We start from the raw sequence: 23,268 nt of genomic DNA, 5'->3' as shown, positions 1-23,268 counted from the left end.
AATAAGCTACATATAATATAAAAACAATAAAGGTAGGTAAAATAGTATGGATAATATTTTTAATATGCAAAAACCTTGGCGCCCTGCATATTTCTATGATAATAGTACCTTCCCGAATCTTTCTGAGATCAATGCCGGTGGCACGGTATCATCAAGTGAATTCCAGTCATCTGCAATTACTTTGCCTCTAAACTATTCCATTTCTATACCCGTCAGTCTTGCAAAGTCTATTGAAGGAAAGTATTTTACAGGCATGACAGAAGATTTGGAATTCGGTAATGCAACAAACGCGTGGGCAAGGCTGTATAATCCTCCGAACTCCGGCGTAAATTTATTTGTAAATGTATGGACGGCAAGTGATATAACGTCATCACGATACAGGGTTCAGATTTATTTCAACAGCGATCCTCCGGGAATAATTCAAGAATCATCTTCTGTAACTCCTACGAATATGACCATACAGCCGCCGCCGGAACCACACGTTAAAGTTGAATATGCGGTTGGTGTGAGAGGCTTTCCTTCAGGAGGGATACGGGCTTACGGAAGAGTGGCAGAAGCAGGAACAACCATAAATTCAGAAGAAGAAGGCAAATTTATTTTTCCTCCGGGCGGATCATTTTTGGTGTTTCTTTCCAACCCAGCAACTCCTACAATTCCTGCAATCGGAAAAGTTGCATTCGGATGGTGGGAAGAGCCCATTTCAAACTAAATGCTGTTAAGAAAAAATTAATACTTATTAAAAAACACCGGTCAGAAGTGAAACACCACGCCGGTGCTTTTATTTGAATGCTTTTCATCTTTTTTAATTTAATATTTTTATGAAGTAATTTCTTTGGTTGTTTGATATCCCCTACACTTCAAGGACTTTCCATTGATTCTTTGTTAAATATTCATTACACTTTACATAGTCGAATCTCTAAAGAAGAGTACCGGGGACTACTTATCGGGGTGAAGCTCTTACAGGGCAGGGTACCTCAGCCCTAATCCGTCAACTAACCCGGAAGACATAAGGAGGATAAAAATGAATAAAAAAAGTATTCGAACATTTCTATTAACAACCGGTATTGCAATCAGTCTGTCAGTAAGTATGCCCGCGGAAGCTCATGCTGAAACATACAGCGTTGCAAGCGGAGACTCATTGTACAAAATAAGTAAATTATTTGGAACCACGGTTGCAAATTTAATGGTTTCAAACAATCTTGCAGGATATGAACTCTACATAGGCCAGCATCTTGATATTTTAAATGCAAAACATACAGTACAAAAAGGAGATACTCTTTACAGCATATCTCAAAAATATGATATCTCGTTAATTGACTTACGAAAAGCAAATAACATTTACTCAAATTACATATATTCGGGACAAGTATTAGAGATACCATTACAACAGGCTGAACAGACACAGTACGAAACTGCTTCAGAAAATGAAGATTCTTACACTGCCGAAGAATTGGACTTGCTTGCAAGATTGATAATGGCTGAAACTGAAAGTCAGCCCTATGAAGCGAAAGTTGCAGTCGGTGCAGTTGTAATGAACAGAATTAACAGCGGGTTATTTGCTCCCACCATAAGTGAAGTTATTAATCAAAAAATAAACGGTTACTACCAGTTTTCTCCGGTTGCAAACGGATGGATCAGCAGAGCTGCAAATGAAGAGTGCTTTAAGGCAGCAAAAGAAGCTTTAAGCGGAGTTGACAACACCAATGGTGCGCTGTTTTATTACGATACTTCAACAACAAACCAATGGATTTTATCAAAACCTGTTTCAGTAACCTACGGTGACATGGTTTTTGCATACTAATTTTAATAAAATGTTCGCACTGCTGAAGTGTGAACATTTTTATTTTTTCCTATTGCTGTGCGCTTTCAATGTATCCGCACAATCAAAGATGCAGTATCATTCAGTCTCTCGCAAAATCTGCTTTTTATAATTTATGATATTATCTATCCAAAATTAAATCCCTCGGATGAGGAGGAATTGCGATTGTTTCCTGTTTATACGGTTCTTCTGGCTTAACAGGGTTGAGATTATAATTGAATTGAGTTCTTATACCTGGAAAAATACGTATATTTAATACATTTATACTATTATAATCTTCTTTTTCTATCATCATGTCATATGGTGTAAAAAAATATTCCGGGCCTTGTATCAATTCTCCCGATATATGAGCAACCGGAAGTTCCACTAAAATCGGCTCTGACTCATATATAATGGATTTAATTGGAACTGCTGCTTCCCCATTCTTTACATAGAAAGTAATTTGCGCATTTTTAACCGGTGTGTTCCAATTATTCGTGAAAATACTTAATTCAAGAAACCCGATTTCTGTGTTGACAAATACTTCATTTACATTCTGTATATTATATTCCACACATGGATAGCTATAGCTAAATATCGGCTTTTTATATTTATAAAACATATAGTTCTTGTTATTGTAGTTCCTCACTATATCCGCTCCTTTACCTCGCAGAAAATATTATAGTATATATTATGCATATTTCACGGTTTGAGGAACTGCATATAGTGACAATTATTTATTTGATAGTCATAGTTTTAAAAAACCGCCGGTTGTTATACCGGCGGCTCCTAATCATATTATATTAAATCAAAAAAACTAAGCTGATCGCTTTCAGGCAGTCCTGTGAGACAATTAAATTTCCTTAACAAATCAATGGCAGATTTTCCTATTTTTGCACGTTTTCTTAAATCATCTATTGATTTTAACGGTTCATCATTGTGCACAGCACCGTATATACCTTCCGCAGCAACAGTGCCCATTCCTGATATGCTGTTGAACGGCGGTCGTATTCCTTCCTCTTCAACCAAAAATTTAGTTGAATGCGATTTGTATAAATCTATTGGAAGAAACCTCAATCCTCTCTCATACATTTCAAGAACCAGCTCCATATCATCATACATATCTTTATCTCTGTTGGCCGCTTCGTTCCCCTGCTCTTCAATGCTTTTCATTTTTTCCTTTAGCATTTCTTTGCCGTTAATCATGAATTCCGCGTCAAAAGCCTTAGCCCTTATCGTAAAATAAGCTGCATAGTATGCCTCAGGTATATGAACTTTAAACCATGCAATTCTAAATGCCATCATTACATATGCAGCGGCATGAGCCTTAGGAAACATGTATTTTATCTTTTTGCATGATTCAATATACCATTCAGGCACTTCGTGCTCTCGCATAAGCTCCTCATATTCATTCCATTTTGGATCTTTTAAAGATTTTCCCTTTCGGACAGTTTCCATTATTTTAAAAGATATATTTGGAGGAAGCCCCTTCTTTATAAGATATACCATAATATCATCCCTTGTACAAACAGCTTCGCCTATAGACTTAACGGTTCCCTGATCTATCAAATCCTTAGCATTTCCAACCCAAACGTCAGTTCCATGGGACAAACCTGATATACAAAGCAAATCATAAAAAGCTTTAGGTTTTGTATCTAAGAGCATTCCTCTTACAAACCTTGTACCGAATTCCGGAACTCCGAAAGTACCAACCTCCGATCTTATCTGCTTTGGAGTCACTCCCAAAGCCTCAGTGGAGGAAAACAGCGACATGGTTTCCTTGTCATCCATTGGAATTTTTCTCGGATCTATTCCAGTTATGTCCTGAAGCATCCTTATTACGGTAGGATCATCATGGCCAAGTATGTCGAGCTTTAACAGGTTCTGATCTATGGAGTGATAATCAAAGTGTGTCGTTATAATATCAGAATCTGAATCATCGGCAGGGTGCTGAACGGGGCAGAACTCAAAAATTTCTCTTCCTTTAGGAACAACTATTATTCCTCCCGGATGCTGGCCGGTGGTTCTTTTTATGCCTGTGCATCCTTTTGAAATTCTTGCTATTTCAGCCTTGTTAACATGAACATCTTTTTCCTCAAAATATTTCTTAACATAACCGAAAGCTGTTTTTTCAGCAATTGTACCTATGGTACCTGCTTTGAAGGTTGTACCTTTTCCAAAAATAACCTCGGTATACTTGTGTGCTTTCGCTTGATATTCACCAGAAAAATTAAGGTCTATATCAGGTTCCTTATCTCCGTTAAATCCCAAGAATGTTTCAAACGGTATATCCATGCCATCCTTTTCTAGCTTTGTTCCGCACACTGGGCAATCTTTGTCAGGAAGGTCAAAGCCGTTGAGGCATCCATAATCATTAAAATCCGAATGCTTGCAGCTTGGGCATCTGTAGTGTGGCGGAAGGGCGTTAACCTCCGTAATACCCGTCATGTACGCAACAAGTGATGAACCTACCGATCCCCTTGAACCTACAAGGTAACCGTCCTCGTTGGATTTCCACACAAGCTTTTGTGCAATGATATACATTACTGAAAACCCGTTGCTTATAATTGATTCCAGCTCTCTGTCCAATCTGCTCTGAATGATTTCCGGCAGCGGATCACCGTATAACTCATGAGCCCTACCATATGCTATATCCTTAATAGTCTGCTCACAGCCGTCAATATGCGGTGTAGCCTTTTCTGAAGAGATAGGGCTTATCTGATCACACATATTGGCAATTTTATTTGTATTGGTCACTACAACCTCGTATGCCTTTTCTTCTCCCAGATAACTAAATTCCCTTAGCATTTCCTCCGTTGTTTTTAGGTATAGCGGAGCCTGGCTGTCAGCATCCTTGAAACCCTGTCCAGCTTCAAGGATTCGCCTGTATATCTCGTCCTCCGGATCAAGAAAATGAACATCGCCGGTGGCAACAACAGGCTTGTTCAGTTTTTCTCCAAGATGAACTATTTTTCTGTTTATGTTCATCAGGTATTCCTTATCTGGAACCTGCTCCTGCCTGATAAGGTAATCATTGTTTCCAAGAGGCTGTATCTCAAGATAATCATATTCTACTGCAATTTTTTCAATTTCATAATCAGGCCTGCCAAGCAGAATTGCCTTATACAACTCTCCTTCGCTGCAGGCACTGCCCAAAATCAAGCCTTCGGAATATTTTTTATACATACTTTTTAATATCCTTGGCTTTTTATAAAAATAATCCAAATGAGAATAGGACACTAGTTTGTAGAGATTTTTAAGTCCGGTATAATTCTTTGCCAGTATTATGGCGTGGTATGTGTTAAGCTTCTTATAAGATTCCTTCATTGCCGTCTCATCGGAAGCGTATATTTCAATGTCATCCAGTTTTTCAACATTACGTTGTTTCAACATATCTACCATGACATTAAAAATTTTGACCGTTGTGTAAACATCATCAAGTGCCCTGTGAGCCACTTCAACCTTTATGCCTAGATTTTTGGCAATTCTCCCAAGCTTATATGTCTTATAGTTGGGAAAAAGCTCCTTTGCAAGCGATAAAGTATCAATATAAGTAAAATTAAATTCATGACCCAGTTCTTGAGCATTGTGGCGCAAAAAATTAATATCAAACTCTGCATTATGAGCAACCAGTACACATCCATCTATAAAATCCAAAACCTTAGGAAATACCAGATCAATTGTTTCCGCATCTCTCACCATATCATCTGTTATATTGGTAATTTCCGTAACCCTGGCAGGAATCGGCTTGCATGGATTTACAAAGCAACTAAATTCATCTATTAGCTTTCCACCTTGTATTTTAGCAATTCCTATTTCCGTAATCTTTTCCGTTAATGGTGAAAAACCAGTCGTTTCCAAATCAAGCACGCAGTATGTGCAATCAATGCTCTGCCCTTTTGAAGCTGTAACCGACGGCTTTTTATCAGGTGCGAGATATGCCTCTACACCATATATCACTTTCATATCCTTGTTATCTCTTCCCAAAAGCTTATGTGCTTCCGGAAATGACTGAACAACTCCGTGGTCAGTTATGGCAATAGACTTCATTCCCCAACTCATTGCCCTTTTAATTAAATCAGTAGCACCGGTCATGGCATCCATCTGGCTCATCTGAGTATGCATGTGAAGCTCAACTCTTTTAGATTTTGAGTTGTCCATTCTTTCTTCTCTCTTTGTACCTTCTGTCTCGATAATTGTATTTGCTACCAGCTCAACTTCCCCAGAAAATGTACTGTATCCAGAATTTCCTGCTATCCTTACGCCTTTTGCATCTTTAAGTCTTGATAAAACATCTTTATCTTCGCCAGGCTTACAAAAGCATTTGCATGTCATTGAGCTTGTACCGTCATAGAGGTCAAAAGAAATCAAAAACTTTCCACTTCTCAGTTCTTTTGACTCTATATTAGAAATTTCTCCCTGTATGCATACACGACCTTCATTGGGCGTTATATCTGTAATCTTAATAATAGTATCTTTTATATTGGCATTTCTTCCAAGAATCAGGGACTTATCCTTAGCTTTTTTGCTTTCACCTTCCGAAAAAACTTTTTTACTGACCGCTGCTTCCTTGTAAATTCCCGCGGGAGCAATTTTCTTTTTTTGTACTTCCGGAATTTTATCCTGAATAAGCTGAATTTCTTTTGCAAGAGCATCCTCATTTTGCCTGCTGAAATCCTCACAGTTTTTCTTATCTGAAAAATTCACTTGATATGCTTCACCGAAGTGTTTTCTTATATATTCACTTACTGTTTTGTCGTATCCTTTTGAAATAAGAATATCCGATACGGCAAGATTGAACTCAAAGCTTATGATATTACCATCTATTTTGTAATCACAGCATTTGAGTGAGGATTTCAATGCAGGATAAGCATTGGAAAGCATGTTAACTATACTGCCCAACTCTTCGTGTATGGATTTACCGCCAATATTGCATGCATAATTTATATTTATTGAAGAATCATCCAAGCAAAATCTACTTTTTATAAATTCATTCAGTTGGTTTATTTCTTTTGCATCTATGCGTTTATCTGATTTTATTTTAAGTTCCAATGACTTTGTTTTTTTACTCAGTATGACAGCTTCAATTTCTGCATCAATAATATTGTCACCTGCTTTATAATCATTGAAAACTTCCTTTATTTTTTTCATATCAATCCTTCTCTGAAAATTTAAACCTTATTAACCTTTTTTCATTTGATACGATAATTTTAAAAATATCATATCCTATTAAAACGTCAGATATAATCAAAAAAGTCCTCGGACGAGAACTGGCCTTGATTATTTTTCTATGAACGAGTCCATTGTTATTTGTTCCTCTGTAACTTCCTCTTTTTTTGAATTTCTTTCCCCTGTTCTGAATGAATACAGCGGACAGGATTTAATTAAGCAACCTCGGATTTCATTATACTGCCCGTTACTGCATTCCAGACATTTTCTTCTGATTGCCTGCATAAGTGTCACTTTACCGTACATAAAACCTTCCTCATAAATGTTGACATTTAATTCTAATATAATTTTATTTTACATTATGTAGGTTTCAAAATCAATAATTAATATTGTAAAGTCAAGACAGCATTTATATGTAACCGAAAATACCGTCTGCTCCAAAAACATTAATGGCAGTCAATATACCGATTTAATATTTAATTATATACATCCAGCACTTCCCAAAGAGAGACGATTTTAATCCCGTCATATAAAGAACGGAAGCTTTTATCGCAGCCTGCGCATTTATTAATAATTACAGAATCCTGAGGCAGCTGCGGGTCATGTTGGCAGCATAAGCTATGTATTTAAACTTTTTGTTCAATTTCTAACAAGGCTTGCTTCATTTCTATGCCACCTGCATATCCAGTCAAACTTCCGTCTGAACCTATTACCCTGTGGCACGGAACAACAATTGTAACAGGATTTCTGTTATTTGCCAATCCTACTGCACGGCATGCTTTTGGACTTCCTACATCCTCAGCTACCTGTTTATATGTACGTGTTTCGCCATACGGTATTCTGCAAAGAGACTCCCATACCTTTTTTTGAAATTCTGTTCCGTAAAGCTCGTAATCAAAATCAAAGCTTGTACGTTTGCCTTCTAAATATTGTATTACCTGCTCAAAAACCGCATCTGAAAGAGCCGATTTCTCATTTTTCCCGTCAATTTGTTTGCATCTTTTTAAATAAACAATTTTATTATCTGTGTAACCGATTTTAAGTGTACCAAATTCAAAATCGTAGTAAGCATATTTTATCATTTTGTTGCTCCCTTCTGTATTCTGCAGGCGACACCTGTCTTTTTCTTATAATGCCATGTTATTTTAAGGTGCATAATCTCTCATTTCAGGCACGGCCCCACCTGCTATTGCCCATAGATAAAGGCTTGCCACAGTACCGAACGGAGAGTATCTCTTTGCATATTTCTCAAATTTTTTTCTGTCTATGCTTTCCTGATGATACAGCATTCTCATTCCCCTGTGGATTGCAAGGTCCCCGAAGCTCACTATATCAGGCCGCCTCATGCTAAATATCATTATCATTTCTGCAGTCCATACCCCTATTCCCTTCAAGCTGGACAATTTATTAATTACCTCTGAATCCGAAAGCTCCTTCAGCTTGTCTATATCAAATTCATTATTCCTTACCTTTTCCGCAAAATCTTTTATATATCCGGCTTTTTTAAAAGTTGTCCCAAGTTTTTGCAACTCGTTTATATCAATACTATGCATAGTATTTTCATTCACATTACCGATCCTGTCAACAAATCTCTGCCATACTGTGGCATGAGCCTTTGTGGAAATCTGCTGCCCGATTATATGATATACAACCGAAGAAAAAATATCTGTGTCTACCGAACGCTCAATATGTCCTATTTTATCAATTGCCTCTCCCAGAAGCTTGTCACGATTTTTCAGGTGCTCTATTTCTGCGATTCCGTATTCAAAATACAAAAAATCACCTCCAGCACAACAATTATATCATAATGCGAGATGATTTTCTTCTCAATTCTGTATATTCAATTTTTGGATATTAATTTAAAATTAACCATATCAACTATACTTCATTTACCGTTATATTTCCACTGTTCAGAATATTAATTGCATTTGAACCTTCACCATTTACATATTTTCCGGATTCTTTAAGAAGCCAGCTTGCGTTTCCTCGTAGTTCATCTGTAGATTCAACAAACGCGTTAACCTTTACATTTGAAGGCTTATCAAGCCTTATATTTACATTTCTAACTGAATCCAACGTCCATTCATTGCCGAAATTTTCATATATCAAATCCAAATTTCCACAGTTCACAACTTCCACATCTATATTTTTAGGAATAAATATCTCAATATTATTATGACTTGAATAATTATATCTGCTATCTGTACAGCTTACAGGATAAATATATAAAGTATCTCCATTTCTTCTATAACTGACGTGCTCAGATGATGACAGCTCTTCCGCTTCTTTCTTGCTTGCTGCATATATGCTAATATCTGAAATGCCGCTTATCTTGTTATCATCGGAAGCTCTTACAACAATGTTATTTGTATCATCAATAATTATTTTGTTTATACTATCGTCTGTGACATATTCGTTAAGCATCACATCCATGCTGTAATATTCACTTAGGAACATGCGTTGCATCCTGTCCATCACTCCCGTTTCTTCAGCAGCATACAAAGCCATATTTGCAAACAAAATAATCAGAACAATAAATATGCTGAACAAATCATACTTTATCACGGATTCTTCTTCCTTGGAAGCATACCTGCACCACAATATTTCCGCTCCCAGCAATATAAGTATAGCAGGCCACATTAGCCTGGCAGCCTTCAAAGCAGAAAAATTGCTGAACTGCGACATAAACAAAGCCGCGCCAAAAGCTATCAGAACCAATCCCATAGAAATATTCCCAACTCTTTTAATTCTAATCATTTTCATTCTCCCCATTTGAGTTCTCTTCTTTACTGTTATTTTTCCTGCCTTTAGCCAGCATGCAAATACCGGCTATGATAAATATCAAAGATACTACTGTGGTCTGTATATATCTGATAATATAATAATCCATTAAAGGGTAAAGTATTTTTTCAACTATAATAATCAACCCAATCGCTATGAGAGTAATCCCTTTCCATTCAGGCCTTATATCAGGGAAATGCAAAAATTTATCCTCTGATTCCTCAATTGAATCATCAACTATATGCATTGTGTCAAATAAACTGTAAAACCATATGAGAGGAAGCAAAAACAACAACAAAGAAATTCCCAGCCATCCCATAAAATATATGGAAAAGAAGAATGCTCCCATTATTATCAAACCTTTTTTTTGATACCCAAGGTACATGTGGCCTGCTCCTGGTATTACAGCCAATGCAAGAGATATGCTTTTCTTATTAAGCTTTTTATTAGGAATAAATTGACTCTCGGCAGAATTATTAGAAACATTGTACAATTTCCTCATTTCGATACTTTTCCATGCGGAGAACATGTCAATCAAAGAGATAAGCCACAAAACGAGATATCCTATAACCGTCAGCAGCAGAAAAAAATTCGCATATGTCAATATTGAAAGCCCTATACCTCCTGTAACTCCGACAACAAACAAAGTAAAAAATATTATTGCCCGTTCCTTCAACCCTATATACAAATGTGCCAGTCCCGGTATAACCGATAATATAAACGCTATTAGCTTGCTTTTATCATTCATTATTTATCCCTCCATTATTTCTGTGATTATTTTCGATTCCGGCTATAAGGCCGGATGTTGTACTGACTATGCTGTCAGAAAGTTGAGCAACAATGTTGCTTTTACCGCCTGCGGTCTGCACTGAAGCCGAAAGCTTTGGCACTGCATCCACAAGTCTCGTATAAAAACCTGTAAAAGTTAATATTATCGTTACCGATGCCACTGCAGCGTAATAAACAAACTGATAATTAAATTGGTTTTTTATATTTTTAATTTTTGGTTTTAAATTCTCAGGCTTCTTCAGGCTTTTCATTACCTCTGCTTCAAAATTATCAGGAATAAGCTCAGCAGCATGTTTTTCTTCATTTTCATCAATAAGGGACAGAAAAATTTCCATGCATGTATCACATCTGTATAAATGCTGTTCCATTTCTTTAGCTTTTCCTTCAGGCAGCATATTATTTTTGTACAAAAGCCATTCAATATAGTCATAATGCTTCATTTTCTTCCCTCCATTTTTCTTTTAATAATAATTTTGCCCTATACAGCCTCGAAGCTATGGTTTTAACAGGTGCATTTTCTTCTAGAGCAATTTCTTCATAAGACTTTTCCTCAAAATAAAATTTTTCCACTGCAGTTCTGTAAATTTCCGGTATACTGCTCAAAGCTTTAATCAGCAGTTCTTTTCTTTCATTGTCAATTATAAACGATTCCGGATTATCTTTTGATTGAATATCTTTCATGTCAATTATATTTCCTGCATCCTCAATCACCTTTTCATTAAACTTTGATTTCTTTTTACGTATCCAGTCAATTGACTTGTTTGCCGCTATTTTTCCAATCCATCCTTTAAAATTTTCGCTGCTATATGAAGGAAGAGCGGTATAGATTTGCAGGAACACTTCCTGGGCAACATTCTCTGCTTCTCCGTAGTCTTTTATAAAATTAAGTACAATAGCAAAAACATAATTTTTGTAATTATGGACTATTTCTGCAAAAGCCTGATCGCTGCCTTGAATAGATTCTTTTATCAGCAGTTTTTCACTTTCCATACCTCCCCTCCTTTCTCTACACTCATTATAACGTAATGCAAATATAAACTACTGCATATTTTTTAAAAAAATTATAAAAACTACATCACATTAAAAAATAGTAACTAATAATTTCAGATTATAAATAAGAAAGAGCAAAGCCTCCGAATTTCGGAACGCCCTTGCTCTTTATGTCTGTAAACATCTTCAACAAATTCTGTATATAGCATATTTATCTTTTCTTATGTTTGCTTTTGATTGACTGCGGTACTGACTTACTATCACAGGAAAATATAAATTTGTTATTATTCCACATCACAGCGACTTTGAATTTTACTTAAAAATTTTTTTATTTTAAGACAGCCTAGAAAGCTCAACTGCAATATCTGCTCCCAGGCGTGCATTGTTGTATACTAGTTTTATGTTTGACTCCAGACTTTCTCCTCCGGTTATTTCCTTTACTTTCGCCAAGAGAAACGGTGTAGATTCCTTACCTCTTATGCCCCTCTTCTCAGCATCTTTAAGAGCATTTTCAATGGCATCGGTAATTATATCATAATTCATTTGATATTCTTCTTCGATAGGATTTGCAATAACCATTCCACCTTTGAGGCCTAATTTCCACTTAGCTTTTAAAGCACGTGCTATTTCCTCTGCGGTTTCTACTCTGTAATCTACACTGAATCCGCTTTTACTTGTATAAAAAGCCGGCATTTCCGTTGTTCTGTACCCTGCAACAGGCACTCCGCGTGTCTCAAGGTATTCCAATGTCAAACCAATATCAAGAATAGACTTAGCACCTGCACAAACAACAGCAACATTTGTACGAGCAAGTTCTTCCAAATCTGCAGAAATGTCAAATGTTTCAGATGCGCCTCTGTGAACTCCACCTATTCCTCCGGTTGCAAACACCCTTATTCCTGCAAGCTCAGCAATAATCATAGTAGAAGCAACTGTTGTGGCACCGTCTAACTTCTTTGAAACAATAAACGGTATATCTCTCCTTGACGTTTTAATAACACTCTCTGCTTTACCCAGATATTCAATTTCATCCTTTGTAAGCCCTGCTTTTAGTTTCCCGTTTAAAATTGCAATAGTTGCAGGTACTGCGTTTTTGTCCCTTATTATCTTTTCAACATTCAAAGCTGTTTCCACATTTCTGGGATAAGGCATACCATGGGATATAATCGTTGATTCAAGTGCTACTACAGGCTTTCCTTTTTCTATTGCTTCCTTCACTTCAGGGTTAATTTCCAAATATTTTTCTAACATAATTTAAGCTCCTTCACTTTTGAATTTATACTTTCTACAGACATGTTCGGGTTTATGGTGTTCTCGTGAGAAAGTGCGATTACTGATGCAGCTGTAGCTATTGCTGCACTTTCATTTATATTTTTATTATTAATATGAGAATAAACTAATGCCGCCATAAAAGCATCACCTGCTCCTGTGGTATTAACAGGATTTATGTGATTTGCAGCCACACGCTTCATCTCAGATCCGTCACTGTAGAATACGCCCTTTTTCCCAAACGTAATAAAAACCCTTTTAATCCCTTTGCTTAAAAGGTATTCGAAATTTCTTTTCAATCCGTCTTCACAGTTAATTTCAATTCCCGTCACAGCTTCGGCTTCGATTCTGTTTGTCTTTAGAGTATGAATACTCCCCAATAAATTCTTAACTTTTTTAGCCTTCGCAGTAGACACTGTATCTAGAAAAAAATCTGTATTTCTATGGTTGCTTAAAAGATATTCAATAACATTCAGAGGAACATTAGTATCCAAAACACAAAGTTCAGAATTATCAATGACATGTTTTTTTTCTTTAATAAATTCAACTGTCATTCTTTCATATATGTCCATACTGGATATGGCTACAGACATATCATGAGTTTCATCAAGAACTGCAAGATAGGTAGACGTGCTTTCGCCCTTCAGGATGAGACAGTCTTTCATGTCCAACCCCATATCAGCTGATTCTTCAAGTATTTTGCTTCCGTAGATATCATCTCCCAGCACACTTATAAGCTTTGTATCTATACCTAGTCTTACAAGATTTTCACCTATATTTCTGCCAACTCCACCAAGTGACATTTTAACAATCCCTATATTTGAGTCCGCAGGAATCAACCTGTTTTTAGGGATGCCATGTATATCAATATTGACACCGCCGATTACTGTGACATATGGATTTTCCTTTACAACGTATCCCTTTCCAAGTATTTTTCCCTTTTTAATAAGATTCGTTATGTGCACCGCAACAGATGATCTGGTTATTCCAAGTAATTCTCCTATTTCATTTTGAGAAATCATTGGATTTTTTTTTATTAAATCAAATATTTCCTGTTCTCTGTTAGTCATTAATTCCTCCGAACTCATATTTGCTTAATTTATAAGCTATTGCTTACATTATATTAACGCATATAAATATTTTTTTCAATTAACTTTTTAGAAGTTAGCATATATCTCTTTTTTAATTAATAAAAAAGCTCCAAAAGAGCCATATAGTCTCCATGAAGCTTATTGCCATTACCGTGCACCCTGCCAATTATTTTCAAAACTTGCTCTATCGCTTACAAAATCAAAAAGTACTTCATTGTCCGAATAGCACGTATATCTTACGCGGCATGCTGCACTTTCTCTTACCTTTCTTGTCATAATTCCTGACTGAGGTGCATTAAGCAAAAAACTCTTGCCATACAAAAGCTTTATTTCCAATATAAGAGATCCCTGTCTCAAACTAATGAAGTTGTTGCTGATTTTTATAACCTTAGCTCCACAGTATGTAGCTATGCGATACTCTTTTCCGTTAAAAAGTATAATTCCTATGGACCCCACAAACTTAAAGAGACCAAATGGAATTTCAGCTACAGAAATCATTATACTGTTTTCGTTCCAAGAGCATTGCGTCCAGATATAACCTTTTGGAAAAGAGTGTCCTCTGTCTCCTTCAATATACCCCGCTGCATTTTCAAAATAATAATTCCTGCCATTTATTAAAACTTCACCGTCCACCCTATGGTAAACGCTGAATACGCTGTGACGACACTCCATAAAAGGTACAAAGCAAAACGGGCCCATTATATCATAGGCAGGTGGTAACAATGGTCCGAAACATATGTTTCCATGTGCCGAACATTCTTTTGACTCCAAATTAATTTTACATCCATATTTAGAAAAAATATTTTCTCCAAGCTCAATAATAAATTTTTTTCTGTTTACGTGTAGCATCTGAGCAGGAAAATTAAAATTATATGTAAAATTATCAGTAATTATCTGCAGTGATGCCGCAGGATAACCTTTATTGTCTGTATGAAAAGCAGGAATAAATGCAACTGTATGATCCATATCCTGCTGCTTAAAATACCATCCTTCGAAATAACCTTTTTGCCTTTTATTTAAAGAGTTATTCATATTTAGATGTCTCTAAATTTATTTGTGCTGGATTATCTAAAATATTGCCTTTATAATCAAATCTAGAGCCGTGGCATGGACAGTCCCAGCTTTTTTCATCTGGATTCCATTCCAATTGGCATCCAAGGTGTGGGCATCTTGTTGAAACAGCATAGATTCTTCCATTTTCATCCTTATACACCCCTATGTTTTCTCCTTCCTTTTTAATTATCCCTCCATGCCCGACAGGCAAATCATCTAAATCTGTAGCTGAAATAAAAAGCGCCTGCCTTGATATTCCTTTTACAGCCTGACCTAGATTTGAAGTTAAATTTTTTACAGAAGATGAGGGCGTGAAACGCAAAGGTGAAAACAGCTCACTATATGAATTTTCTCTTCCCTTAATTAAATCAGAAATTATCATGGCAGAAACCATGCTGCCAGTCATACCCCATTTACCGAACCCAGTAGCAACATACCAATTGGGAGTTGAATGAGAAAACTGTCCTATATATGGTATGCCATCTAAAGTCATGCAATCCTGTGCAGACCAATGACCTATTTCTATGCCTTTGGGATAAAATTCTGATGCTTTTTCTCGTAGAGTTTTATATTTCCCTCCGGCGGAATTTTCTCCTGTACGGTGACTGCCTCCGCCTAGAAGAAGCACGTTATTAAAACTTCTGAAGGATAATCCTGTGTCTTCTACACCAAGATACATTCCATCAATTTTGGGGACTCCCTCAACAGCAAGCACGTAACTGCGCCCCTGATGCATTCTTGCAAAATAATAACCAGGTGCATTAATAAAAGGAAAATGAGTAGCAAAAATAATATGTTTTGCCGTAATGATTCCTTTGTCAGTTAAAATACGATTGCCTTCTACCTTCTCTGCCATTGTGTGTTCAAAAACCGTAAGATTTTTAGAAATAGCCTCCAAAAACCTTAAAGGATGGAACTGCGCCTGATTAGAAAATTTCACTGCACCTGCTACTTCAAACGGTAGGGTGGTATTTTCAGTAAACATCGAAAGGATGCCAAGCCTTTCTGCCGCCCGTACTTCCTTCTCAAGCACTGGAATATCTTGACGATTTGTTGAATACAAGTAAGCAGGCAGCTCTTCAAAAAAGCAGTCTCCGGCTTCTTTTGAAACTATATAACGATACTGGTCAATAGCCTGCTGGTTTGCCATTGCATATTGTTCTGCTTTCTTTTTTCCGAAGTTCTCCAATAGCTTATTGTAAATTAAGTTATGCTGCGATGTTATCTTTGCAGTAGTATTTTTCGTCTGACCATGCCCGATTTCATCGGCTTCTATTATAATAGTCTTCACGTTATTCTGCTGCAAAAAATATCCTGTTAATATTCCAGCCAAGCCTCCACCTATTACCGCTGCTTCAGTTGAATAATCTCCATGCAATGTACCGCAATCCGGCTGACTGGACGTTTTAATCCAAATTGATTCCATTTTATTTCACCTCTCAAATAGGTTATGCAAAAATAGAAATTATAAACGAAGCCTTAGTTTATTTAATTTTTAATAAGAGAGTTTTATTTAACAGTTATTCTATTTACAGCTCAAGCAGCTGATATTATTACAATATCCCATTATACATATGATTATCTCTGCAAAAAAATATCCTTTGTTTTAAGTCCATTCCGCTTAGCCTGGGTCCGCCAGCCAATGTTTCCCATAACCTTATAAAGAAAACGAGGAAAGTTCGGCGAAGCATAAATATCTTTTCCGCTTCGTTTTTCTGCTGCATTACTTGCAAGCTCCAACAATGCGGCAGATGCATTTTTGCGTGGACCCTTTCCCTTAGGAACATTACCAAGCCCTGCAAGCATGCCACCTGCACCTATGCCAAGACCTTGGCCCCATTTAAGATTTGCTTTTGTACACCAGATTTTCAACATTTCAAGCGCGTGGCGATTCTGATGCCCTTCATAAAATCCACAGTTTACAATTGCATATACAACCGCTTTGGATGAATTATATTTCAAATAATTTTCCATCTCAGTCAGATAATGCAGAAAATGAGATGGAATACTGTCTACATACAGAGGAAATGACAGAACAATGATATCTTGTTCGGACAAAGACTGAAGCAAGACAGAATCCGGTTTTTTGTTTACATTTAGTGAATACTGAACAATTGCATGTTCCTGCATGTAATCCCGCAGCTCATCCAGCAACATGCCTGATGCACTTTTATTTACTTTTGGGCTGCCGTTAATAAATAAAATATTCATTTAAATTCTACCTCCCAATGCTTCAGCCTCTGTCTCAAAACATATATTCTTTATATTACAGTGCAAATTGATAGAGTTAGCCTTTACCAAATCACGAGCAACACATTTTTCTCGTTCGCTGATTGCATTTCCGTAAAAATAAACACTAAGATTGAAATTGTGATTATACCTAGCTCTATGATGAATCTCTCCATTTTTGGTTATAAAGTACGGATGTATGTAAGATATGCTTCTATCCAATACATTTTTTATAAAAGGACTAAAACCTCCGTAAACGCACCGGCTTATCAGGATCAGCTCATCACATTTTGATAAAAATTCACCCATATTCCCGTATTGATCGCGAATAATACATTGGGCAGGGGTTTTAATCCAGCATCCAAAGCATCCTATACACGGATGAATAGATCCGCCCTTTGATATGATACGTACATCCTCCCCATGAGGCAAAATTTTCTGTACTTGCTCAGGGGACAAATCGTGAATAATTAGTCTCATTTTCTTTTCCTTTCTACATAATCATCAAAAATTAATAATTTACTTCAATGAGAAATTAATATGAAGATCAACCCTCTTTAATTTCACAATGTTTACAGTGTCAACAATATTATAGTACGCAATGTTTACTTTGTCAACATTATGTGTTACACTATTTATGTAAAATTTTCTTTTATGAAAGGATGAACTAAATAGTGGCAAATCAAAACTACCATCATGAAAATCTTAAGTCAGAACTTATACGAAAGGGATTGCTGATTCTTGATAAAGAAGGATACGAAAACTTTTCTCTGCGTAAGGTGGCTAAATCCTGCAATGTCAGTCAGACCGCCCCCTATCGGCATTTTAAAAATAAGGATGAATTAATTGCAGCTATTATGGAAGAAGCCATGCGTTCATTCTATGACAGTCTTAATGAAGCTGCATTAAAGTATCCGGATGATCACTCCAAACAGCTTAAAGAAATGGGAATTGCCTACATACGTTTCTTTTCGGAGAATCCGGAATATTTGCATCTGCTTTTTTCAAGCAACATATTTAGCAAAATTAAATTTACTTGCGACAAAAGTGAAAGCTCGGATAATTGTAGCAATGAACATTACAAAAACAGAGATCCTTTTGCTGTTTTTTATAGAGCTGTTGAAAATTATGCCGCCTCTGCAAATAACTATATGGGACAGGATGAGCTTATATTGTACTGTTGGGGATTGGTACACGGAATTTCCGTATTATCCGCCAATAAAGAAAACTCCCCGTTTAATGCCAACTTTTTAGATTTAGCGGAAAAAATCATCTTTAATGAAAAATTTCTTAAATAGCAACCTGCATATCATTTAATTAACCGCATAATTAAATTTAAATTGACACTTTATAGTGTTGAATTTACGGTAAAAAAAGGCCGGGAATCCGGCCGATCATTTGTTTAGTCCTGCTGCATCAGATTATATATTCTTTCCACAAATACAGCAGTTTCTGCTCTTGTTGCCTTTCCCTGAGGATTGTTGCCATATCTTTTAATAATAGTAAAAGAAACATTTAATTTTTAATATTTATTTTAATAAAATTAATTATATAATAAACAAATTTTACGAATATCTACACTACAATTTATTTTTGTAGCATCAAAAATTTTACATTTTAATTTTCTATAAAGTTATAGTTGCGTTTGTTCTGAATAAAATATATTATAATATTATCTTTTATGAAAGAAAGGATAATGTTATGATAATTAGAAAATATGTTTCCAATGATGTTGACAACATGATGGATGTTTGGAAAAAATCAAGCAAAATTGCTCATTCCTTTTTACCTGAAGAACATTTTATAAGTGAAGAAAAAGAAATACGAAATGTATTTTTACCTGTTTCTGATACGCGAGTAGCAGAAATAAATGGCAAAATAGTAGGCTTCATATCAATGGTTGATAATTCAATTGGAGGTTTATTCATCGATCCCGCTCATCAGAGAAAAGGGATAGGAACCGCTTTAGTAAATGTATTCCTAGATAAATTTGATGCCTTGGAAGTTGAAGTATTTGAAAAAAACATGCAGGGACGAAAATTTTATGAGAAAACAGGTTTTGTAATTAAGGATACTTCCATAGAGGAAAGCACAAAAGAAGTAAGCTTGAACCTCTTGCTTAAAACTAAACTTTAAAATTATAGTTGCATGATTTATTAATTCATAGAATGATAAAGAAAATAATGTATATTACGCCTTGCTGTAAGTTTCAAAGCAAGGCGTTTTAAATTATATTACTTATAATTGTTATTTTATTGCTGACACTACCGACTAACTGTGTGGCAGTTTGAAACAACTCTTATGAGATCGCTGAAAACACCGTACGCCGTCTGTTCAATTTCAGGATCATGCTCAACAACAGATATGGTTCCCATTAAATCTGTTGTAATGCTCACAACAGACGTGGTACCGTTTATGCTTGCGTATAACGTACCTTTGGGCACTTCCTGAGGAGCAACAATAGCTGCAATTTTCCCGCCTGTACTTTTTCCTGAGCAAACAAGCTTTATTACATTGCCTCTTTCTTCTGCCTCTTTTATTTTTTCAAGGGTAATTGTTTCAATGCCTTCTCGCTCAACATCCAAAGGGGTAATATTTGCATCCATTAAAACATTTAATAATGCTGCTGTTTTTGCTGCAGCGTCCCACCCTTCAATATCCATGGAAGGATCAGCCTCTACAAAGCCACGCTTTTTCCCTTCCATTATAACATCATCATAATTTTTGCCCTTAGATAATTCTTCTAAAACAAAATTCGTTGTGGAATTTAAAATTCCTCTAACCTCTGTTACCTTGCAAAGTTTAAGTGTTTCATCCACAAGATTGAAAACAGGTGTTCCGTCCATTACTGCCGTTTCATAATAAAACTTTACTCCATGTTCTAAAGCCTTTTCTTTGAGGTTTTTATATGCCCATGCAATAGGTCCCTTATTTGCGCTTATTGCATGCTTTTTTCTTTCTATAGCTGATGCAATGTGTTCTATCGCAGGTTGTCCAGAAAAAATTTTAAGAGGAGTAAGTTCCATAAGAACGTCATAATCTGCGTTTTTCGCTATTTCCATAGAATTCATTACTGAGTAATCTGTATTCTCTTTATTGAATCTGCCAAGTTCACTCATATCCTTTAAAGCTCTTTTTAAATTAATACCGTTGCTATTTAGCAATGAACCTCTGCTTCCTGTAGATATGGCTGCAACTTTTATATTAAATCCATATCTTTCGAATATTTCTTCATGTTTTTCTAAAAGCAGTCTTGCAAATGCCTGACCTACGTTACCAAAGCCAAGGATCGCCAGACTAATATAACATTTTCCCATTTTTATCTCCTTATTATAAATATAATGCATAGTTACGTTTTCATACTATTTTACCATCTATACTAACACTGTTCAATATATAATATTCTTATATATCTTACATGTATTGCAACGCTTCTGACACACCCTTTAAATTTCTGAAAAACCGTCTGCTTATAAACTCAAATTGCATGTGTTATTAACAAACAAAAAAACAGAAAAACTTTCTGTTTTTTATTTAGTATAGATTTAAATAATATTACAAAATTTCAAAGCCAAATACATTCAAAGACTTTAAAACACCGAACAGACTGCTGAGCTTTATATGAACATTTTCTCTGTTTGGTTTAAGACTTTTAGATATATACACATTAATAGAATCTATTTTATATAATTCATACCCTATTTTTTCTTTCGGTTCACCTAACCGTACGCTTGGCAAAGCTACAGATGCTCATGTGCAGCACCTCTTGATTTTTTCAATTGTAGCAGTACCGCCTTTTTCCAGAATATAATCCCTAGCCTTATCCTCGATAATCAACATATCCGAAGCACAGCTCCTTTAAAGAAATTTACTTTATATATACCCTGGAAGAATTAACTTAATCTCAATAGCCTTACAAATTTACATAAAAAACTAACTCATTATTTCCTATTTAAGATATTCATAAACTGCTCACCTGTAATTGTTTCTTCCTGATATAAAAATTCTGCCAGTTCATGAAGCTTTTGTTCATTTTCTTTAAGAACTTTCATAGCTTTTAGATGAGCCTCCTTAATGATTAACAGCACCGCTCTGTCTACTTCCTTGGCTGTTTCCGGTGAACATATAACTTGTGAATTGCCGCCCAAATAATTACCTCTTCCAGTTTCCATAGCCATCATATCAAATTCATCTGTCATGCCATACCTTGTAACCATTGCGCGTGCTATTTTAGTGGCTTGTTCAATATCGTTGGAAGCTCCTGTGGTGCATTCTCCGAAAACAAGTTCCTCTGCAGCTCTGCCAGCACAAAACATTGCAATTTTATTTATTGTCTCTGATCTGTTAATCAAAGTTTTGTCTCTTGTTTCAATCTGCATGGTATACCCAAGAGCACCTGACGTGCGCGGTATTATAGTAATCTTGTGCACAGGAGCACTGTTAGCTTGTACTGCTGCAAGCAATGCATGTCCGATTTCATGATATGATACAATCTTTTTTTCCTCGGAACTTAAAATTTGATTTTTCTTCTGCTCTCCAGCTAATACAACTTCAACAGACTCTTCAAGGTCCAAATGGCTGACAAAATTTCTTCCCATTCTCACTGCCCGAAGTGCGCCTTCATTAACAATATTGGCAAGTTGAGCTCCTGAAGCACCGGCTGTTGCTCTAGCAATTAGATTATAATCAATATCCGGCTCCATTTTGCATTTTTTAGCATGAACTTTTAGTATTGCAACACGCCCCTGCATGTCAGGCAGTTCTACACGAACATGCCTGTCAAAACGTCCAGGCCTTAGAAGTGCAGGATCCAGGATTTCCGGTCTGTTGGTTGCTGCTAAAACTACAACTCCTTTATTTTCTTCAAAGCCGTCCATTTCCGTAAGCAGCTGGTTTAATGTTTGTTCACGCTCTTCATTATTTCCGGCACCGATTCCACGAGCCTTGCCCACAGTATCAATTTCATCTATAAATACGATGCAAGGTGCCTTCTTTGACGCCTTATTAAATAAATCTCGCACTCTTGATGCTCCTCTGCCCACATACATTTCAACAAATTCAGAACCTGAAACAGGGATAAACGGAACATTAGCCTCCCCTGCAACTGCTTTAGCAAGCAGCGTCTTTCCCGTTCCAGGAGGCCCAACCAAAAGTATTCCCTTAGGGCACACGGCCCCGATTTCATTGTATTTCTCCGGATGAGAAAGATAATCAACGATTTCAATCAATGATTCCTTAGCTTCCTCCTGTCCAGCTACATCACAAAAAGTTTTTTTATTTCTAGTTTCTTTATCTTTTGTTTTATTGTTATCTTTTTCTTCATCGGCAAGCTTGTCATTCCCTTTTAACTTGTCATTAAGTTTTATTCCATAATATGTAACCAAAATAATAGGAACCACAAGAATGAGTAGTAAAACAACAAAATAGTCAGATTTATTCAATTCTACCACACCTATATCAATGCCTTTTCCCCTTAAACGATTTATAAGCTCAGTTACATCACTGTATTGTGTTTTGTAATGCTTTGTATTACCATTTGAATCTTTTACAGTATACAAAATGTCATCTTTCAATATTTCCACCACGATTACTTCATCAGCATCAATATAACCTTCAAACTCTTCCTGTGTGGACAAATTAATAACCGGCTTTGCTAAAACCGGAAGAAGCATCCAATTTATGTACATAATAATAAAAATTGATGCAATGTAATAAAAAATAATAAATTCTGATTTATTACTCTTGTTGTTTTCACTCATAATTAGCTCCTGTTACAACTAAATTAACTTTTTGTATAAAATAAAAAGGACCTTAAAAATACATTAGGACCCTTCCTTCGATGAAATCTTTATGTATATTATGAATACAGAAATAAAATTTCTGCATGTTTAAGCTGTTTAATTCCTTTTTTAAATTAATAAAATTACTATCATTTGATGATTGTATACAGCCATCAATTATTTGTCAAGTTATTTAATTAACATTTTTTGCTTTTCAACAAACTTTTAAAATTTAAGGAATGAAAAGTATAAAATCATAAAAAGCAAAACATTATTAGTGATAAGACCAAGCAAATATTATAAAATTGCGGTAAATTTG

At 35.9% G+C, this 23,268-nt stretch carries 22 protein-coding genes and 1 riboswitch; of the genes, 4 read left to right on the top strand and 18 right to left on the bottom strand.

What is annotated here, in order from left to right; all coding sequences use genetic code 11:
- Positions 1-46 precede the first annotated feature (46 nt).
- Positions 47-709: a DUF6143 family protein gene (locus ACS3UD_RS04935; protein WP_308137533.1), complete on the top strand. Its 663-nt coding sequence runs from the start codon at positions 47-49 to the stop codon at positions 707-709.
- A gap of 187 nt (positions 710-896) precedes the next feature.
- A riboswitch (cyclic di-AMP (ydaO/yuaA leader) is annotated at positions 897-1,022 on the top strand.
- Positions 1,022-1,801, top strand: coding sequence for a LysM peptidoglycan-binding domain-containing protein (locus ACS3UD_RS04930; RefSeq protein WP_308137534.1), 780 nt, complete (start codon positions 1,022-1,024; stop codon positions 1,799-1,801). It overlaps the preceding riboswitch by 1 nt.
- A gap of 139 nt (positions 1,802-1,940) precedes the next feature.
- On the opposite strand, the gene ACS3UD_RS04925 is transcribed toward ACS3UD_RS04930, so the two are convergent.
- The 15 genes from ACS3UD_RS04925 to ACS3UD_RS04855 all read right to left on the bottom strand — a co-directional run bounded on the left by ACS3UD_RS04925 (position 1,941) and on the right by ACS3UD_RS04855 (position 17,649).
- Positions 1,941-2,447, bottom strand: coding sequence for a hypothetical protein (locus ACS3UD_RS04925; protein ID WP_308137535.1), 507 nt, complete (start codon positions 2,445-2,447; stop codon positions 1,941-1,943).
- A 149-nt stretch (positions 2,448-2,596) separates the two neighbouring features.
- Positions 2,597-6,949, bottom strand: coding sequence for a DNA polymerase III subunit alpha (gene polC, locus ACS3UD_RS04920; protein WP_308137536.1), 4,353 nt, complete (start codon positions 6,947-6,949; stop codon positions 2,597-2,599).
- Positions 6,950-7,078: 129 nt separating this feature from the next.
- Positions 7,079-7,273, bottom strand: a complete 195-nt coding sequence (locus ACS3UD_RS04915; RefSeq protein WP_308137537.1) for a hypothetical protein — start codon at positions 7,271-7,273, stop codon at positions 7,079-7,081.
- 320 nt (positions 7,274-7,593) lie between these two features.
- Positions 7,594-8,049, bottom strand: a complete 456-nt coding sequence (locus ACS3UD_RS04910) for a methylated-DNA--[protein]-cysteine S-methyltransferase (RefSeq protein ID WP_308137538.1) — start codon at positions 8,047-8,049, stop codon at positions 7,594-7,596.
- A 63-nt stretch (positions 8,050-8,112) separates the two neighbouring features.
- Positions 8,113-8,742 carry a DNA-3-methyladenine glycosylase family protein gene (locus ACS3UD_RS04905; protein ID WP_308137539.1) on the bottom strand — a complete coding sequence of 210 codons (630 nt, stop codon included), beginning with the start codon at positions 8,740-8,742 and terminating at the stop codon, positions 8,113-8,115.
- Between the two features lie 103 nt (positions 8,743-8,845).
- Positions 8,846-9,724 (bottom strand): LiaI-LiaF-like domain-containing protein, encoded by an 879-nt coding sequence (locus ACS3UD_RS04900; RefSeq protein ID WP_308137540.1) that lies wholly within the window; start codon positions 9,722-9,724, stop codon positions 8,846-8,848.
- Positions 9,717-10,496 (bottom strand): hypothetical protein, encoded by a 780-nt coding sequence (locus ACS3UD_RS04895; protein ID WP_308137541.1) that lies wholly within the window; start codon positions 10,494-10,496, stop codon positions 9,717-9,719. The genes ACS3UD_RS04900 and ACS3UD_RS04895 overlap by 8 nt, the downstream gene beginning before the upstream one ends.
- The gene (locus ACS3UD_RS04890; protein ID WP_308137542.1) at positions 10,489-10,977 is read right to left on the bottom strand and encodes a hypothetical protein; all 489 of its coding nucleotides are present in this window, start codon (positions 10,975-10,977) and stop codon (positions 10,489-10,491) included. The genes ACS3UD_RS04895 and ACS3UD_RS04890 overlap by 8 nt, the downstream gene beginning before the upstream one ends.
- Positions 10,964-11,527: an RNA polymerase sigma factor gene (locus tag ACS3UD_RS04885; RefSeq protein WP_308137543.1), complete on the bottom strand. Its 564-nt coding sequence runs from the start codon at positions 11,525-11,527 to the stop codon at positions 10,964-10,966. The genes ACS3UD_RS04890 and ACS3UD_RS04885 overlap by 14 nt, the downstream gene beginning before the upstream one ends.
- A gap of 333 nt (positions 11,528-11,860) precedes the next feature.
- On the bottom strand, positions 11,861-12,778 hold the full coding sequence (locus ACS3UD_RS04880; RefSeq protein ID WP_308137544.1) for a pseudouridine-5'-phosphate glycosidase: 918 nt from the start codon (positions 12,776-12,778) through the stop codon (positions 11,861-11,863).
- The gene (locus ACS3UD_RS04875; RefSeq protein ID WP_308137545.1) at positions 12,772-13,866 is read right to left on the bottom strand and encodes a PfkB family carbohydrate kinase; all 1,095 of its coding nucleotides are present in this window, start codon (positions 13,864-13,866) and stop codon (positions 12,772-12,774) included. The genes ACS3UD_RS04880 and ACS3UD_RS04875 overlap by 7 nt, the downstream gene beginning before the upstream one ends.
- Before the next feature lie 168 nt (positions 13,867-14,034).
- A complete protein-coding gene (locus ACS3UD_RS04870) occupies positions 14,035-14,919 on the bottom strand; it encodes a tocopherol cyclase family protein (protein WP_308137547.1) in 885 nt (294 codons plus the stop codon).
- The gene (locus ACS3UD_RS04865; RefSeq protein ID WP_308137549.1) at positions 14,912-16,366 is read right to left on the bottom strand and encodes an FAD-dependent oxidoreductase; all 1,455 of its coding nucleotides are present in this window, start codon (positions 16,364-16,366) and stop codon (positions 14,912-14,914) included. Before ACS3UD_RS04865 ends, ACS3UD_RS04870 begins: the two co-directional genes overlap by 8 nt.
- 152 nt (positions 16,367-16,518) lie before the next feature.
- Positions 16,519-17,151 (bottom strand): hypothetical protein, encoded by a 633-nt coding sequence (locus tag ACS3UD_RS04860; protein ID WP_308137550.1) that lies wholly within the window; start codon positions 17,149-17,151, stop codon positions 16,519-16,521.
- Positions 17,152-17,649: a flavodoxin family protein gene (locus tag ACS3UD_RS04855; RefSeq protein ID WP_308137551.1), complete on the bottom strand. Its 498-nt coding sequence runs from the start codon at positions 17,647-17,649 to the stop codon at positions 17,152-17,154. It lies immediately after the preceding gene.
- A gap of 194 nt (positions 17,650-17,843) precedes the next feature.
- On the opposite strand from ACS3UD_RS04855, the gene ACS3UD_RS04850 reads away from it, so the two are divergent.
- Together ACS3UD_RS04850 and ACS3UD_RS04845 are read left to right on the top strand one after the other, a co-directional pair.
- A complete protein-coding gene (locus tag ACS3UD_RS04850) occupies positions 17,844-18,467 on the top strand; it encodes a TetR/AcrR family transcriptional regulator (protein ID WP_308137552.1) in 624 nt (207 codons plus the stop codon).
- Positions 18,468-18,870: 403 nt separating this feature from the next.
- Entirely contained in the window at positions 18,871-19,305 is a 435-nt protein-coding gene (locus ACS3UD_RS04845) for a GNAT family N-acetyltransferase (RefSeq protein ID WP_308137553.1), read from the top strand.
- A gap of 128 nt (positions 19,306-19,433) precedes the next feature.
- On the opposite strand, the gene ACS3UD_RS04840 is transcribed toward ACS3UD_RS04845, so the two are convergent.
- From ACS3UD_RS04840 to ftsH, 3 genes are all read right to left on the bottom strand, one after another.
- Positions 19,434-20,486, bottom strand: a complete 1,053-nt coding sequence (locus ACS3UD_RS04840) for a homoserine dehydrogenase (protein WP_308137554.1) — start codon at positions 20,484-20,486, stop codon at positions 19,434-19,436.
- A 238-nt stretch (positions 20,487-20,724) separates the two neighbouring features.
- Positions 20,725-20,907: a hypothetical protein gene (locus ACS3UD_RS04835; protein ID WP_308137555.1), complete on the bottom strand. Its 183-nt coding sequence runs from the start codon at positions 20,905-20,907 to the stop codon at positions 20,725-20,727.
- 203 nt (positions 20,908-21,110) lie between these two features.
- Entirely contained in the window at positions 21,111-22,928 is a 1,818-nt protein-coding gene (ftsH, locus tag ACS3UD_RS04830) for an ATP-dependent zinc metalloprotease FtsH (protein ID WP_308137556.1), read from the bottom strand.
- Positions 22,929-23,268: the final 340 nt, after the last annotated feature.

The organism is Sedimentibacter sp. LTW-03 (assembly GCF_052059825.1).
Taxonomy (GTDB): domain Bacteria; phylum Bacillota; class Clostridia; order Tissierellales; family Sedimentibacteraceae; genus Sedimentibacter.
Note: the sequence above shows the minus strand (reverse complement) of the source record. Positions and strands in the feature narration are given on the sequence as shown.

What these genes read in the sequence shown, in the direction of transcription:
- ACS3UD_RS04935 (WP_308137533.1), top strand. Translation starts at nt 47, where the DNA reads ATGGATAATATTTTTAATATGCAAAAACCTTGGCGCCCTGCATATTTC.
- ACS3UD_RS04930 (WP_308137534.1), top strand. Translation starts at nt 1,022, where the DNA reads ATGAATAAAAAAAGTATTCGAACATTTCTATTAACAACCGGTATTGCA.
- polC (WP_308137536.1), bottom strand. Translation starts at nt 6,949, where the DNA reads ATGAAAAAAATAAAGGAAGTTTTCAATGATTATAAAGCAGGTGACAAT.
- ACS3UD_RS04915 (WP_308137537.1), bottom strand. Translation starts at nt 7,273, where the DNA reads ATGTACGGTAAAGTGACACTTATGCAGGCAATCAGAAGAAAATGTCTG.
- ACS3UD_RS04910 (WP_308137538.1), bottom strand. Translation starts at nt 8,049, where the DNA reads ATGATAAAATATGCTTACTACGATTTTGAATTTGGTACACTTAAAATC.
- ACS3UD_RS04900 (WP_308137540.1), bottom strand. Translation starts at nt 9,724, where the DNA reads ATGATTAGAATTAAAAGAGTTGGGAATATTTCTATGGGATTGGTTCTG.
- ACS3UD_RS04895 (WP_308137541.1), bottom strand. Translation starts at nt 10,496, where the DNA reads ATGAATGATAAAAGCAAGCTAATAGCGTTTATATTATCGGTTATACCG.
- ACS3UD_RS04890 (WP_308137542.1), bottom strand. Translation starts at nt 10,977, where the DNA reads ATGAAGCATTATGACTATATTGAATGGCTTTTGTACAAAAATAATATG.
- ACS3UD_RS04885 (WP_308137543.1), bottom strand. Translation starts at nt 11,527, where the DNA reads ATGGAAAGTGAAAAACTGCTGATAAAAGAATCTATTCAAGGCAGCGAT.
- ACS3UD_RS04880 (WP_308137544.1), bottom strand. Translation starts at nt 12,778, where the DNA reads ATGTTAGAAAAATATTTGGAAATTAACCCTGAAGTGAAGGAAGCAATA.
- ACS3UD_RS04875 (WP_308137545.1), bottom strand. Translation starts at nt 13,866, where the DNA reads ATGACTAACAGAGAACAGGAAATATTTGATTTAATAAAAAAAAATCCA.
- ACS3UD_RS04870 (WP_308137547.1), bottom strand. Translation starts at nt 14,919, where the DNA reads ATGAATAACTCTTTAAATAAAAGGCAAAAAGGTTATTTCGAAGGATGG.
- ACS3UD_RS04865 (WP_308137549.1), bottom strand. Translation starts at nt 16,366, where the DNA reads ATGGAATCAATTTGGATTAAAACGTCCAGTCAGCCGGATTGCGGTACA.
- ACS3UD_RS04860 (WP_308137550.1), bottom strand. Translation starts at nt 17,151, where the DNA reads ATGAATATTTTATTTATTAACGGCAGCCCAAAAGTAAATAAAAGTGCA.
- ACS3UD_RS04855 (WP_308137551.1), bottom strand. Translation starts at nt 17,649, where the DNA reads ATGAGACTAATTATTCACGATTTGTCCCCTGAGCAAGTACAGAAAATT.
- ACS3UD_RS04845 (WP_308137553.1), top strand. Translation starts at nt 18,871, where the DNA reads ATGATAATTAGAAAATATGTTTCCAATGATGTTGACAACATGATGGAT.
- ACS3UD_RS04840 (WP_308137554.1), bottom strand. Translation starts at nt 20,486, where the DNA reads ATGGGAAAATGTTATATTAGTCTGGCGATCCTTGGCTTTGGTAACGTA.
- ftsH (WP_308137556.1), bottom strand. Translation starts at nt 22,928, where the DNA reads ATGAGTGAAAACAACAAGAGTAATAAATCAGAATTTATTATTTTTTAT.